Here is a 13,733-nt window from a genome sequence, read left to right on the forward strand (position 1 = left end):
TGATCACACACGTCCGTACTCCCTCAGCCTCGCCTTTTCCGCCCGACAAGACCAGGAAACGCGCTATGCGCCCTACGTCACAAGAGTGCCGATTTCAGATGGTGAGCGAGAGCCTCCTGGACACGCGCTCCGCGGTGGCCACCAGCGTCGCCACCGCGCCTTCCAGGGTGGAGGTGCGGCCGGCGCTCAGCGAGATCCCGAGCGAGCCGATGGTGTCGCCGTTCCGCACGGGCACCGCTACGCACGCGGTGCCGAGGGAGTACTCCTCGATGTCGGTGACCCCGGTGCCGTGGGACATGAGGTCGAGGCGTCGTAGCAGTTCAGCGCGGTGCGTGATGGTGCGCGGGGTGAGATCGTGGAGCTTGTGGCGGGAGAGGTAGTCAGCGCGGGCCTCACCGTCGAGATCGCGCAGCACGCACTTGCCGAGGGCCGTGGCGTGCCCCGCCTCCTCGAAGCCGACCCAGAGATCGACGCGGGGCGTCTTCGGCCCGTCCACGATCTCCGCGACCCGGATCTCGCCTTCCTCGTAGAAGGTCAGATAGGCCGCGGCCGACAGGCCGTCCCTGAGCTCCGTGAGCGTCGGCCGGACCCTGCTGAGCGCCGCCTGATCACGGCTCCCTCCGTGCAGCGCGTCCAGCTTCTCCCCGAGGACGAATGTGCCGTCCTCGAGTTTGCGCACGTAGCCGTCGTGGACCATCGTGCGCAACAGGTGATAGGTCGTGGCCAGCGCCAGCCCCGTCTCACGTGCCAGCTGTTTGGCCGGTACGCCGCCCTCGTGCGCACCCACGGCCTCCATCAGCCGGAAGGCTCGCTGCACCGACGAGATGAGTGTCGGGCCGTCCTTGCCGCCCATGCCTCCACCATGCTTCGCACGGACAAGTCTGGGCAAGTCGGATGCGAGTCCTACCTGAGAGGCCGCGGCCTCCTCCGCGGGGCGGAGGAGGCCCGCCGCAGCGGACGACGCCCTGTCGCCACGTCGGCGGCCAGCATGTACGCCATGACGACCGCGAACGATCACCTCCCCGCCGCCGAGCCCGCGCCTGTCTGGGCACGCCGCGCCGCCCACGCCGTCGCACTGTGCGCACTACCGTCGGGCCTGTGGCGGATCGCCATGGCCTCCGGTGTCCACGTGGGCTACAGCGACCAGGTGCTGCGCGACGTCTACGACATCCCGGGCTGGGGCATCGCGTACGTCGTCGGCCTGTCCGTCCTCGCCGAGCTGGCCGCGCTGCTCCCGCTGCTGCTCGTCAGCGACCGGTGGCGGCCCCTGCGCCCCGCGGCCCTCACAGCGGTGGCCTGGGCCGCATCGGGCATTCTCGTCCTGGTGGCGCTGTGGCAACTCGTCGTCGCTGTCACCGTGGAAAGCCAGACGTACCTGTCGAGCGGTGCGGCGCAGACGGTGTGGGGCATCGCTTTCGCCCCGCTGTTCGCCATTCCCGTCCTGACGACTGCGGTGACCTGGTCGTACGCGAAGCGACACCGGGGTTGTGGCAGACGTGTCCCGAGGGGGAGCATCAGTCGTCGTACCGGATCAGGGGGGAACCATGCCGTTCATGAACGCTGCCGAGAACGCCGAACTGTGGGCGTTTCTGAGCTCTCGCCGCAAAGGCGAGATCATGTCGGGCAGGATCGCCTCGATCGAGTCGTTCGGCGTCTTCGTGGCGTTGGACGACGGCCCTGATCACCCCGTTTTCCCGGGCGTCGGGTTCATCACGATTCCCGAACTGTCCTGGCGGCACTTCGAGAGGGTGTCGGACGTCGTGCGGGTGGGGCAGCACGTCACGTGCGTGTTCCTCCAGTTCGACACGACGAACGGAGAGGCGAGGCTGTCCCTGCGGGGGACTCGGCCCGACCCGTTCCGGAACTTCGCCGAGCGCACCGCGGTGGGCCAGACCCTCCAGGGACAGGTCACCAGGCTGGTCCCGTTCGGAGCCTTCGTCCAGGTCACCGAGGACATCGAGGGACTGGTCCACCTGCGAGAACTCGCCTGGACCGATGTCGAGGCTCCGGAGGAGGTGGTCCGGGTCGGCGACCGGCTCGCGGTCGTCGTCACAGAGGTCGACCCGGAGCGACGCAGGGTGGCCCTCTCCCGGCGACAGGCCCTGCCACAGCCCCGTGCCGGCACGATCGTGAGGAACGCAGCCGAGGCGGACGTCAGCCCGCCTTCCACGGCCCCAGCTTCTGGGGGTTGAGCACGCCCCAGACCCGCCGGATCCGGCCGTCGGCGATGTCGAACGCGTACACCGACACGACGACCCCGTCCAGCTGGGCCGACAGACCGGGCTGGCCGTTGACCGTGCACTCCCCGACCGTCAGCCCGCTGGGCAGGGGCCGGCCGGCGAAGAAGCAGGCGATGCTCTCGGCTCCCTCGATCGGGTGGAGCAGGGCCGTGACGAGCCCGCCACCGTCACCGACGGCCGTGGCCCCGGGGTCGAGCAGGCCGACGAGGGCCGGGATGTCCTTGGCCTCCCACGCCTGCTTGAACTCCCTGACGACACGCGCCCGCTCGGCCGTCGGCGAGGCGGGAGCACGCGAGGCGTCGATGCGGCGGCGGGCCGAGGACGCCAACTGGCGGCAGGCCCCCGCGCTGCGGCCCACGATGTCGGCGACTTCGGAGTACGGATAGCGGAAGACGTCGTGCAGGACGAACGCCACGCGTTCGGCCGGAGTCATCGATTCGAGCACGACGAGGAAGGCCATGCTCACCGACTCGTCGAGCGTGACGCGGTCGGCCGGATCGGTCGTGCGGCCGTCCGTCGCACCGCCGGGCCACTCGGTGAGCGCCGGGAGCGGCTCGGGGATCCACTCCCCCACGTAACGCTCCCGCCGCGCCCGTGCCGAGCGGAGCACGTCCAGGCAGATCCGGCCGGCGACCCGGGTCAGCCAGCCGCCGGGGGACGCCACCGCCTCCCGTTCCCGCGGGGACATCGCGTACCAGCGGGTGTACGTCTCCTGGACGGCGTCCTCGGCCTCGGCCAAGGAGCCCAGCATCCGGTAGGCGAGGTTGATCAGCCGGCGGCGTTCGCCGGTGACCGCGCCGTGCTCCGCATGGAGCGGGCCGTCTTCCGCAGCGTCCGGGACGGGTGTCATGGTCGCGTGGCTCCCTCGGTCGGAATGTCCCCCGCGAGTACGACGGGACAGCGCCCTCGAATGTGAGGGCGGCGCCCGGCCTGACATTCCGCCGGGCCGTCTCGTCGAACCCGTCGTCGGCAGCACGACGGCAGCAGACGGAGGTACACCGGTATGAAACCCGTGAACGTCGCGGTCATCTACTACAGCATGAGCGGCAATGCGCACGCCTCGGCGGACCGCTCCGCCGGAGGCGGTCGCCGCACACCCTGCCTGGGCCCGGCATCACCAGGACACCGCCGACCTGGCCGGTGACGGGCAAGGCCGGCCGCGCCGCACGGTCCGCCTGATCCAGTCCGTTCCGTTCCTCCGCACCGAGACCGAAGGAGTTCACCATGACCACGTACGAGTCCGAGGTCAGGACGCTGCTCGCCAGTCGCGCCGACGCCCAGCAGGCGAAGGACATCGACCGGCTCATGTCCTTCTACGCCGCTGACGCCGTCTACTACGACGTCGTCCCTCCACTGCGGTTCACCGGCATCGAGGAGATCCGCCGCAACTTCCTGCGCTGGTTCGACGGTTACGCCGGCGGCATCAGCCTGGAGACGCACGACCTCACCCTCGCAGCCGGCGGGGACGCCGCGTTCGCGCACATGCTCCACCTGGACTCCGGGGAGCGGAAGGGCGGGCTCCAGGCGTCGATATGGGTGCGCGAGAGCGTCTGTCTCCGGCGGTCGCACGGGACGTGGGCGATCACGCACGAGCACGTCTCGATTCCCGTCGACCCGGCGACCATGCGGGTCTGGATCCCGTCCGACAGGGACCAGCCCGCCTGATCCCCGACCGGCGTCACGAAGGCGTCACGCGGGCCCGCGCCCGTCGGGCAGGGCGTGCGCGAGGAGGAACTCGGTGGCTCCCGCGATCGCCTCGGCGTAGGTGCTGTGGACGGCCTCGGACTCCCGCTCCTGCTGGTCCGCCGCGGTGGCGGCGAACCACCAGGCGTCGGCGTCGACGTCGTGGTGGACGACGGCGTTGCCGCCTGCGTAGTGGAGCGGGATGGACTCCCGAGCGGCTTTCCCGACCACCGCGTGGGGCCACTTGAGGCGGGCGGACTGGCGCTTGATGCCGCCCCACGCGGCACCGAGTTGAGCGTAGTTCGCTCCGCTGCGACCGGCGACGGTGGCGGCGCTCTCCGCCAGCCGGTCGACGGACTGCTTGGCCTCGTACAGGGCTCGCAGCAGCGCGAGCTGCACATCGGGCGCGGCCATGAGCACGGGGTCGAAAGGCTTGCCGGCGGTGCGGTAGGCCCGCGCCCGGGTCGAGATCCGTTCGGCCAGGGCGCGGACCGTGTCGTGGACTCCCTCGTCCATGGTGAACGTGTCGTCGGTGGTGGGCTCGGTCCAGGAGGGCTCCATCAGGGTGCTGACGGTGGTCCAGAAGGTCTCGTCGTTCTTGTCGGGCGTCGGGATCTCAGCTGCCTCGGTCATGCGACAAGAGTAACTGTCGAATTGTCATTGCGACAGCTGAATTTGTCGGCTGGACCTCACTTCGCCGCGTCCGCGAGCAGGCGCAGCGCCAGCTCCCGGATCTCCGGGCTCGCCTTCTCGGGGCTGCCCGTGTCGAACGGGGGGTCTGGGTCGTATTCCACGGCGAGTTGCATCGCCTGCCCCACCTGGTCGCCCGCCAGTCGCGCGGCGAGGTGCAGTCCCATGTCGATGCCGGCCGAGACGCCGGCGGCGGTGACGATCCTCCCGGCCTCGACGAAACGCCCCGGTGTGTAGACGGCGCCGACTTCCGCCAGGTAGGAACGGGAGGCCCAGTAGGTGGTGGCGGGCAGGCCGCGCAGCAGACCGGCCGCACCGAGGATCAACGACCCCGTGCACACGGCGGTGGTCCACGCCGACCGGCGGTGGATGCGACGTATCCAGTCGAGGACCACCGGGTTGGCCATCGTGGCCGTGGTGCCGCGTTGGCCCGCTCCCGGAATCAGCAGCACCTCCGCCCGCGTCACCCTGTCCAGGGAACGGTCGGCCACGAGCCCCAGCTCGCCGGTGTCGGTACGGACCCGCCCCGCCTTCTCCGCCACGGTCGTCACCGTCACCCCGGGTACCCGGCACAGCACCTCGTACGGCCCGACCGCGTCGAGTGCGGTGAACCCGTCGTACAGCAGTACCGCCACCCGCACCTTGCTCCCTCCCTCTCCGGCGGGGCTCACATCACCCGCCGGTTCCGCCTGGGCCGCCGACGCTCCACCGGCCGCCGCCAGCCCCGCCCCCAGGCCACTCGCGGCCGCGGTGTATAGAAACCGCCGACGGTCACGGTCCGTCTCCGACATGTCCGACTCCCTGTTCCGGAACGCACCCCGGCGGGGCGCTGACGAACGAGCAGTCGCGTGGTGACGCCGAGGAGTTCCGCGGCCGCCTGACAGGATGACCGGATGCATGCTCCCCTTCCGATCGACTTGGACACATGGCCGCGCCGCCGGCACTTCGAGCACTACCGCCGGCTCGTTCCGTGCACGTACTCGATGACGGTGGAGCTCGACGTCACCGCGTTCGCCGCGGCACTGCGGCGGTCACCGCGCAAGTCGTACATCGCACAGGTCTGGGCGCTCGCCACGGTCGTCAACCGCCACGACGAGTTCAGGATGTGCCTGACCGCGTCGGGGGAACCGGCCGTCTGGCCGGTCGTGCACCCGTCCTTCACGGTGTTCAACCCCGACCGCGAGACGTTCGCGTGCGTGTGGGCCCCGCACGATCCCGACTTCGGCGCGTTCCACGACATCGCCGCCCCCTTGCTCGCGGAGCACGGTCGTGCCACCGACTTCTTCCCCCAGGGGACGCCGCCGCCCAACACGTTCGACGTGTCGAGCCTGCCGTGGGCGTCCTTCACCGGGTTCAACCTCAACATCGGCGACGGCTGGGACCACCTCGCGCCGATCTTCACGCTCGGCCGGTACACCGAGCGCGACGGCAGGGTCCTGCTGCCCCTCGCGCTGCAGGTGCACCACGCCGCCGCGGACGGGTTCCACTCGGCACGGCTCGTCAACGAGCTGCAGGCGCTCGTGGCGGACCCGGCCTGGCTGGACTGCGCCGCCGACTGACGGCGCAGTCCTGACCGTTCACCGGGCGGCGACCGTCACCTGCCCCTCACAGGGTCAGCAGCACGCGATGCGCGATGCTGGTGTCCCTGAGGGGCTTGAGGACGAGGCGCACCAGGACCAGTGCGTTGTCGTCGCCCGCGATCCGGTTGGCGCTGAGCTCCCCGCAGGCCAGACAGTGATGGATGATCATCCACTCACCGTCGGGCCGTACCGACATGCTCAGTGCTTCCATCCGGCCCCGGCAGTCCGCGGCCCGGTCGCCCGGGACCCGTCGGTCGACGTGCAGACTGGTCAGACAGTTCGGGCAGTGGTTGCGGTGCGTGGTGCCGGACGCGTTCGGTGACACGTCCATGCGGCAACCCACGCACCGGAAGGCGTTCGCCCGGTGTTCTCCCTGTCCGTGGAGGACGTCCTTGCGCCGCTGCGGCCGCCGCTCGGCCCGCGCACGCCTGTGCGGCTTACTGCGCCTTGGCATGATCGCGCTTCCCCTTCCGGCTCACAGGTCACCGAACACTTCGAGAGGGAAAGGCGGTTGGGCCAGTGGCCGCACGGCCATGCGCATCAGCACGAGCTGGTTGTCGTCCGTGCAGACGGGGTTGGAGGTCAGCTCGTCGCAGCGCACACAACGGTGGATGACCATCCAGTCACCGGTTCGCAGGACGGCGATGGAGATCGGCGACATCCGGCCGTGGCAATCACTGGGCCCGCCCTCGACATGGTCGAGGACGTGCCGCGAATGCAGGCAGGACGGGCAGTGGTTCCGCCGTTCGCCGTCACCGGCGACGGCGGACACGGTCAGGCCGCACCACGCGCAGACGAACGTTCCGGTGAGGGGGCGGTGCGGAGTGCTTGAGGGAGTCTTTCTGGTGCTGGACACCCGGGATGCTCCTTGCTGAGTGACTGGTGATGACAGCAAGAGCAGGCCGAGCGGCCTCGACGGACGGGCCACCCAACAGCGTGAAGGGTCGGACGGTCAGGCGGTGCGGCGAGGCGCGCTCAGCGCGGGCCGGGTCATAAAAGTCTCGTTTCCAGGGCCGTCACCGGCCCAGAGCAGATCGACAGAGCACTGACACGGTAACCACTGCTCCAGGCCGGGTGCCACCGGATTACGGTCCCAGCCTCCAGGAATCGGCCGGCGGCGCACCGGCGCGGTCGGCGACGCCGATCTCGAGCAGCGCGGTCGTCTCCTCGACGCCGAGGAAGACGAGGCTCGACACGTCGAAGACCAGGGCGCGGCCGTCCTTGCCGGACCGCGGGAGTGCCAGGCCGGTGCCGGTCCGCCCGACGATGTCCCGGACCCCCTTCTCGACGACGACGCCTGGGACGCGGCGCGCGGCCCGGTACAGCGCCTCACCGAGGCCGGGGACCAGGGCGGCCGGTTCCAGCACGCCGGCGATGTACTCGAAGACCGCCTCCTCGTGGGTCGGCCCCTGCCCTTCCGTTTCCCGGTAGACGTACGCGAGCAGTTCCCGCGGGTCGGTGGGCAGTGCCTGGAGCTCCCGGTAGTCCCTGCCGCCGGATATGGCCATGTGCTCCGTCGTCGGCGAGTCCGGGTCGAGACGGTCCCCGGCCACGGGCCGGGGCCCGGTCAGGGCCAGACCGTCCCGCCCGCCGCTCACGGCGAGCCAGTCCTCGCGCTGGACCACCTCCGCTCCACCGCGGTGGCCCGTGTACTCCCCCGCCATGACCCGGCGTTTGTACAGGAACTGGTACTCGTTCATCTCGATGACCGGGGGACGGCCGACCGCCGTCGCGGGCCGGCCCTGCGTGTGCACGGCCTCGCGTCCGCCCTGCAGCCCGGTGACGACGACCGTTCCCGTTACCACGGTGACCGCGAGCGCCAGTGGCGCCGCCGCCCAGACGACGAGCCGCCGGCCCGGAAGCCTTCGGGGCGTGGCCACCCGCTTCCTCGCGATCTCCCCCATCAGGTGCTCTCGGAGCACCCGGCGCCGGCCCGGGCCCAGCATCGGGTCGCCCGGGGCCGGCAACGGATCGGCCATCTCCTCGTACTCGAACCCGCGAAGATCGTTCGGAGTCATCGCCCTCTCTCCTCCGCGCACCGCTCCACCCGCCCGTGCCGCGCGAGCGCCGGCGCGCCGGGAACCGGGTGCCTTGCCGCGGCGGGCGCCCGCCCGCGCTCCGCGTCGGTGAGCACGCGCAGTCGCTTCCTGGCCCGCGAGAGCCGCACCCGTACGGTGCCGGCCGTCACCCCCAGGGCCTGGGCCGCCTCGGAGGTGTCGAGCCCCTCCCAGACGCACAGTGTGAAGACCTCCCGTTCGGCGCGCCGCATGCCGCTCAACGCCCGTTGGGCGGCGACCAGTTCCTCCCGGTCGGCCAGCCGCTGCGTCACCTCGTCGGCGAAGTCCGGGACCGGGGCGGCGGGAGGGAGCCGCGCGAGAGCGTCCCGGTGCCGGCGTGCCGTGCGTGTCATGTTGCGCATGACGTTGGTCGCTATGCCCAGCAGCCAGGGGCGCAGACTGTCCCCCTCCCGCAGCACCCGTTCACGCAGCCGCCAGGCCTCGAGGAAGGTCAGTGACACGACGTCCTCGGCGGTGGACCAGTCGCCCGTGACCCGTACGGCGTGCCGGTGGACCGTCGAGGCGAAGGTGTCGAAAAGTCGCCCGAAGGCCTCGGGGTCCCCGGCCCGGACACGGTCCCGCAGTGAGTGCTCCACGCCTGTAACTGTCCGCAGGACGGGGGACGCATCGGTGACGTGCGTCATACGGGCCGGTGGAGAGCAGACGGCAGTATGCCGTGTGACCGAGGCAACAGTAACCGTCCCGGACGTGCGGACAGTTCCGGAGTGTGACACGCACCTCCGACGTCCTCCTCCCGACACGTCCATCGGCGCCGAAGCGGCCGGTTCCGTCGCCTGTTCCCCACCGACGCGACATCCAGGGGCTGCGCGGGCTCGCCGTCACCCTCGTGGTGCTCGCGCACGCCGGGCTCCCCCGTCTCGCCGGCGGCTACGTCGGTGTCGACGTCTTCTTCGTCGTCTCCGGCTTCCTCATCACCGCCGGTCTGCTGAGGGAGGCCGAGCGGAGCGGATCGCTGTCCCTGCGGCGCTTCTACGGCAGACGCGCGCTGCGCATCCTCCCGCTGGCGACCCTGGTCTGTCTCTGCACCCTCGTCGGCTGCCGGCTCCTCGCCTCGAAGATCCGTTACGAGGAGTTCCTGCACGACGCGCTGACCAGCGGCTTGTACGTCATGAACGTGAACCTGGCGGTCTCGGGGACCGACTACCTCCAGGAGGGCGGTGCGCCGTCGCCGTTCCAGCACTTCTGGTCGCTGTCCGTGGAGGAGCAGTTCTACCTGTTGTGGCCGGCGCTCCTCCTGGTGACCTGGAAAGTGCTGCGTCGGCCGTGGCTGAGGGTCCTGCCGCTGGGCGTGCTCTGCCTCGTCTCGTTCGTCCTGAGCGTGTGGACGACCGCCGGCTCTCCTTCCTGGGCGTACTTCGGTGCCCACACCCGGCTGTGGGAACTGGGCGCCGGTGGCCTGCTGGCCTTCTGCACGGGGGCGTTGGCCCGTGTTCCGCGTCCCGTGGCCGCGGCGGGATCGTGGCTCGGGCTGTCCGCGATCGTCGCGTCGGCCCTGGTGTACGACGCCGACACGCCCTTCCCCGGCCACAGTGCCGGCCTGCCCGTGCTCGGCACCGCGCTGGTGATCGCCGGCGGATGCCGGCCGTCCCCGTCCGGTGCCTCACGCCTGCTCGCGCTGCGTCCCGCGACCTGGGTGGGGGACCTCTCGTACGGCTGGTACCTGTGGCACTGGCCGCTGCTGATGCTCGTCCCCGCCGCCCTGAACCGTCCGGCCACCCTCCTGCTGTCCCTCCAATTGAGCGCGGCGGCGCTGCTGCTGGCCTGGGCGAGCCTGCATCTGGTGGAGAATCCGGTCCGGTTCCGCGCGTCACTGAAGCGCAGGCCCACGGCGGCGGTGGCCCTCGGCCTCGGCCTGACCTCCGGCGTCGTGTGCGTCTGCCTGGTCGCGGCGTCCTTCCCACCGACGATCAGCTCCGGTGTGCGCGCCCCGACGCTGAGCGAGACCCTTGCGACGGCACCGGACCCCGAGGACCGGCTCGCCGGTCTCCTCTCCACGTCCGGGACCCGGCTGCCCGCGAACCTCTCCCCGTGGCTGCCGGACATCAAGAAGCAGCGGTCGGCCGTCTACCGGGACGGCTGCCACGTCGGTTACGGCGCCACCCACTCGCCCGCGTGCGTCTACGGGGACCCGTCCTCGCGCGACGTCGTGGTCCTCTTCGGCGACTCCCACGCGGCACAGTGGTTTCCGGCGCTCGACCGGGTGAGCCGGGAGAACGGGTGGAAGCTGGTGTCCCTGACGAAGGCGTCCTGTAAGACCGCCGACATCACGACCCGCGCCCGCGGCCGGGCGTACGAGGCGTGCGACGCCTGGCGGGAGAGGGCGCTGCGGCGCATCACGGAGCTGCGGCCGATGCTGGTCGTGGCCGCGTCGTCCGAGGCGGCGGAGCCGGTGGACCGGATGGAGGATCCGTCGCGGGAATGGACGGCGGGATACGAGCGTGTGTACCGGCGGCTGGCCCGTGACGCCGGCTCGGTCGCCGTGCTGCTCGACAGTCCGTGGCCGAAGGGCGACCCCGTCGAGTGCGCGGCGCGGCATCCGCTGCGGCTGGGGAACTGCGAGGCGGACCGACGGGACGCGATCAGGTCCCCCACCCTGAGGGAGGCGGGGGAACGGGCGGCCCGCCGGGCCGGCGCCGCGGTCGTCGACCCGCGGCCGTGGCTGTGTTCACGGGCGGGCCGGTGTCCCGCGGTCGTGGCGGACACCTTCGTCTACCGCGACGAGAGCCACGTGGCGGAGTCGTACGCCCGGGCACTGGCCCCGGTGCTGCGGGAGGAGTTGCGCGGACTGGGGTTCGGCGGCGGCACGCGCCCCGCCGGCTGACGGCGGGCACGGTGCCGGTCGGCGTGTGCACGGGAGCGGCCTCCGTCCACCCGAAATCTCGTTGCCACCCGGCCGGCCGGCGGTCTACGGTCACGATCATGCTGCCTGGGGTGGAGACGGACGAAGAGTGGGACGCGATCGTTCCCGATGAAACGGTGATGCGTCCCGGCGCGTCGGACCTCTGTGCGCGGCTCGGTCTCGCCGACGCGCCGCTGACCCGCTTTCCGGACGGGTCGCAGCCGGTCTACGCGGTGGGTGACGAGCACGTCCTCAAGCTGTTCCCGAAGGCCGCCGCGCAGGACGGCGTCGCGGAGGGCCGGGTCCTCGCCCACCTTCAGGGACGGCTGCCGGTGCCGACGCCGCGGGTACACGACCGCGGCCCGTACGAGAACGGCTGGCAGTACGTGCTCATGTCCCGGCTCCGCGGCGAGAACCTGGCCCGGGCCTGGGACCGCGTGCCGCGCGCCGACCGGGAACGGCTCGTCACCGAGGTGGGCGAGGCCCTGGCGGTGCTTCACTCCCTCGATCCCGGCCCGCTCGGGGACGTGCTCGGCCCCGGGGACTGGGGCGCCTTCGTGGACCGCCAGAGCGCCGGTGCCGTGGAGCAGCAGCGCGCCCGCGGGCTGGCCGCCGGCTGGCTGGAGCAGATACCGGACTTCCTGGCTTCGGTGCCGCTGCCGCGCGACCCGGACCGTTGCCTGCTGCACACCGAGGTGATGCAACAGCATTTCCTGGTCGATCCCGACGGATGGCGGCTGACCGGGCTCTTCGACTTCGAACCGGCCATGATCGGTGACCGCGCCTACGACTTCGTGGGCGTGGGCCTGTTCGTCACGCGGGGTGATCCGGACCTGCTGGCCCGGCTCGCCAAGGCCTACGGACGCACCTTCGAGCCGGTCGAACTGCTCGCGTACACGCTGCTGCACGTGTACAGCAACCTCCCTTGGTACATGCGGGAACTGGGTGCGCCCGCCGAAGGAACGCTGCACTCGCTCGCGGAAGCGTGGTTCGGCACGGTCTGACACCTGCCCGTCATGGCGCCGGCGGCCGGGCCCCGGCGCCATTGACGCGCGTAGTCCGTTCCCGCACGCTGGGCTTCGGTTGTTGTCGGCTCAACGGTCGGGAGGCCGGGATGTTCAGACGCGTGTCACGTCTGCTTCTTTCTTTTGTCATGCTCATGGCTGGCGCTGCGGTCGGCGTGGGTACCACCGCCGGCACGGCGCACGCCGACTCCTGCTACACCTGGAACCGCACCCTGTCCCAGGGATCCTCCGGCAGCGACGTGACCCAGCTGCAGATCCGGGTCGCCGGCTGGGTGACGTCCGGCGAACGACTCTCCTACGACGGCCAGTACGGCGCGCGGACCGCCGCCGCCGTCAAGAAGTTCCAGGCCGCGTACGGACTGAGCGCGGACGGCGTCGCCGGACCGGCCACCTTCAGCAAGATCTACGCCCTCCAGGACGCCGACTGCACGCCCGTCCACTTCACCTACGCCGAACTCAACAAGTGCAACTCCGACTGGTCCGGCGGCGCCGTCTCCGCGGCCACCGCCAGGTCGAACGCGCTCAAGACCATGTGGAAGCTGGAGGCTATGCGGCACGCCCTCGGCGACGTCCCCATCACCATCTCCAGCGGCTTCCGCTCCCGCGCGTGCAACAACGCGGTCGGCGGTTCCGCCACCAGCCGCCACCTGTACGGCGACGCGGCCGACCTCGTCGGCTCGCCGTCCCTGTGCCGGCTCGCCCAGCAGTCCAGGACGCACGGCTTCTCGGAGATCCTCGGCCCCGGCTACCCCGGCCACAACGACCACACCCACGTGGCCTTCGACCCGTCGCCCTACTGGTCGGCTCCCACCTGCGGCATCTGATCCGGCGGTGACCGGGGCGGCCCCCTGCCGTGTTCCGGAGCCCACGGCGGCGGTGGCACAGTGGAGGGAGTTTTCCGTCCTGTGGAGGTAGCCCCGCATGCGTCTGCTGCTCGTACGCCATGGTCAGACCCCGTCCAACCTCAAGCACCTGCTGGACACCGGCGCGCCGGGGCCGGGGCTGACACCTCTGGGGCAGGAGCAGGCCGCCGCGCTGCCGCAGGCCCTGGCGGCGGAGCGGATCGGTGCGCTGTACGCCTCCACGCTGGTGCGTACCCAGCTGACCGCCGCGCCGCTGGCGGCCGCGACAGGGCTGGACGTCCGCGTCCGGGACGGGCTGCGGGAGCTGGCCGCGGGAGATCTGGAGATGCGCGGCGACGAGGACGCCGCCGCCGTGTATCTCTCCACCGCCTTCGCCTGGTCCGCCGGCGACACCGGCCGCCGGATGCCCGGCGGTGAGAACGGCGTGGAGGCCCTGGGCCGCTTCGACGCCGTCGTCGCGGAGGCGGCGGAGGCGGGCGCGGACACGGTGGCCATGGTCAGCCACGGCGCGATGATCCGTGCGTGGGTGGCCGCCCGGGCGGACAACGTCGACGTGTCGTACGCCGCCGGCCACCCGCTGGGCAACACCGGCATCGTCGTGCTCACCGGCTCGCCCGACCGGGGCTGGCGGGCACTCCTGTGGGAGGGCAGTCCGCTCGGCCCGGAAGGGGACTTCCCCGAGGACAGCGGCCCGGCCGGCGAGGCGGCCCCCCGTCCCTGAGGGGGCTCCTCGGC

Annotated in this window: 16 protein-coding genes; 8 read left to right on the plus strand and 8 right to left on the minus strand. The window is 71.4% G+C overall.

The features are described 5' to 3' along the window. Positions 1–94: 94 nt before the first annotated feature. Positions 95–853, minus strand: coding sequence for an IclR family transcriptional regulator (locus tag AMK11_RS23765; protein ID WP_073730039.1), 759 nt, complete (start codon positions 851–853; stop codon positions 95–97). A 144-nt stretch (positions 854–997) separates the two neighbouring features. On the opposite strand from AMK11_RS23765, the gene AMK11_RS23770 reads away from it, so the two are divergent. After that, positions 998–1,681 carry a hypothetical protein gene (locus AMK11_RS23770; protein WP_241847060.1) on the plus strand — a complete coding sequence of 228 codons (684 nt, stop codon included), beginning with the start codon at positions 998–1,000 and terminating at the stop codon, positions 1,679–1,681. Next, positions 1,617–2,192 carry a S1 RNA-binding domain-containing protein gene (locus AMK11_RS23775; protein WP_241847061.1) on the plus strand — a complete coding sequence of 192 codons (576 nt, stop codon included), beginning with the start codon at positions 1,617–1,619 and terminating at the stop codon, positions 2,190–2,192. Before AMK11_RS23770 ends, AMK11_RS23775 begins: the two co-directional genes overlap by 65 nt. Here AMK11_RS23775 and sigJ read toward each other — a convergent pair. Next, entirely contained in the window at positions 2,155–3,090 is a 936-nt protein-coding gene (gene sigJ / locus AMK11_RS23780) for an RNA polymerase sigma factor SigJ (RefSeq protein ID WP_073730040.1), read from the minus strand. The two genes, AMK11_RS23775 and sigJ, sit on opposite strands and share 38 nt — an antisense overlap. 374 nt (positions 3,091–3,464) lie before the next feature. Here sigJ and AMK11_RS23785 point away from each other — a divergent pair, with 374 nt between their 5' ends. After that, a complete protein-coding gene (locus AMK11_RS23785) occupies positions 3,465–3,905 on the plus strand; it encodes a YybH family protein (protein ID WP_073730041.1) in 441 nt (146 codons plus the stop codon). A 24-nt stretch (positions 3,906–3,929) separates the two neighbouring features. Here the strand turns inward: AMK11_RS23785 and AMK11_RS23790 are convergent, their stop codons facing one another. Both AMK11_RS23790 and AMK11_RS23795 read right to left on the minus strand, forming a co-directional pair. Then, positions 3,930–4,556 carry a hypothetical protein gene (locus tag AMK11_RS23790; RefSeq protein ID WP_073730042.1) on the minus strand — a complete coding sequence of 209 codons (627 nt, stop codon included), beginning with the start codon at positions 4,554–4,556 and terminating at the stop codon, positions 3,930–3,932. A gap of 56 nt (positions 4,557–4,612) precedes the next feature. Continuing rightward, positions 4,613–5,254, minus strand: a complete 642-nt coding sequence (locus AMK11_RS23795; RefSeq protein ID WP_443333930.1) for a DJ-1/PfpI family protein — start codon at positions 5,252–5,254, stop codon at positions 4,613–4,615. Between the two features lie 252 nt (positions 5,255–5,506). Here AMK11_RS23795 and catA point away from each other — a divergent pair, with 252 nt between their 5' ends. After that, a complete protein-coding gene (catA, locus tag AMK11_RS23800) occupies positions 5,507–6,172 on the plus strand; it encodes a type A chloramphenicol O-acetyltransferase (RefSeq protein ID WP_073730044.1) in 666 nt (221 codons plus the stop codon). A gap of 46 nt (positions 6,173–6,218) precedes the next feature. Here the strand turns inward: catA and AMK11_RS23805 are convergent, their stop codons facing one another. The 4 genes from AMK11_RS23805 to AMK11_RS23820 all read right to left on the minus strand — a co-directional run bounded on the left by AMK11_RS23805 (position 6,219) and on the right by AMK11_RS23820 (position 8,846). Next, positions 6,219–6,647 (minus strand): RNHCP domain-containing protein, encoded by a 429-nt coding sequence (locus AMK11_RS23805; RefSeq protein WP_073730045.1) that lies wholly within the window; start codon positions 6,645–6,647, stop codon positions 6,219–6,221. A gap of 21 nt (positions 6,648–6,668) precedes the next feature. Then, positions 6,669–7,049: an RNHCP domain-containing protein gene (locus tag AMK11_RS23810; protein WP_073730046.1), complete on the minus strand. Its 381-nt coding sequence runs from the start codon at positions 7,047–7,049 to the stop codon at positions 6,669–6,671. Between the two features lie 229 nt (positions 7,050–7,278). Next, positions 7,279–8,211 carry a CU044_5270 family protein gene (locus AMK11_RS23815; RefSeq protein WP_073730047.1) on the minus strand — a complete coding sequence of 311 codons (933 nt, stop codon included), beginning with the start codon at positions 8,209–8,211 and terminating at the stop codon, positions 7,279–7,281. Continuing rightward, on the minus strand, positions 8,208–8,846 hold the full coding sequence (locus tag AMK11_RS23820) for an RNA polymerase sigma factor (protein ID WP_073730048.1): 639 nt from the start codon (positions 8,844–8,846) through the stop codon (positions 8,208–8,210). Before AMK11_RS23820 ends, AMK11_RS23815 begins: the two co-directional genes overlap by 4 nt. A 131-nt stretch (positions 8,847–8,977) precedes the next feature. On the opposite strand from AMK11_RS23820, the gene AMK11_RS23825 reads away from it, so the two are divergent. From AMK11_RS23825 to AMK11_RS23840, 4 genes are all read left to right on the plus strand, one after another. Then, positions 8,978–11,092, plus strand: a complete 2,115-nt coding sequence (locus AMK11_RS23825) for an acyltransferase family protein (protein ID WP_073730049.1) — start codon at positions 8,978–8,980, stop codon at positions 11,090–11,092. A gap of 98 nt (positions 11,093–11,190) precedes the next feature. Then, positions 11,191–12,114 (plus strand): aminoglycoside phosphotransferase family protein, encoded by a 924-nt coding sequence (locus AMK11_RS23830; protein WP_073730050.1) that lies wholly within the window; start codon positions 11,191–11,193, stop codon positions 12,112–12,114. Between the two features lie 110 nt (positions 12,115–12,224). Then, the gene (locus AMK11_RS23835; protein ID WP_073730051.1) at positions 12,225–12,959 is read left to right on the plus strand and encodes a D-Ala-D-Ala carboxypeptidase family metallohydrolase; all 735 of its coding nucleotides are present in this window, start codon (positions 12,225–12,227) and stop codon (positions 12,957–12,959) included. 97 nt (positions 12,960–13,056) lie between these two features. Then, complete coding sequence (locus tag AMK11_RS23840) at positions 13,057–13,719, plus strand: histidine phosphatase family protein (protein WP_073730052.1); 663 nt, start codon at positions 13,057–13,059, stop codon at positions 13,717–13,719. Positions 13,720–13,733 lie beyond the last annotated feature (14 nt).

The sequence above is a fragment of the Streptomyces sp. CB02414 genome, from assembly GCF_001905385.1.
In the GTDB taxonomy this organism is placed as follows: domain Bacteria; phylum Actinomycetota; class Actinomycetes; order Streptomycetales; family Streptomycetaceae; genus Streptomyces.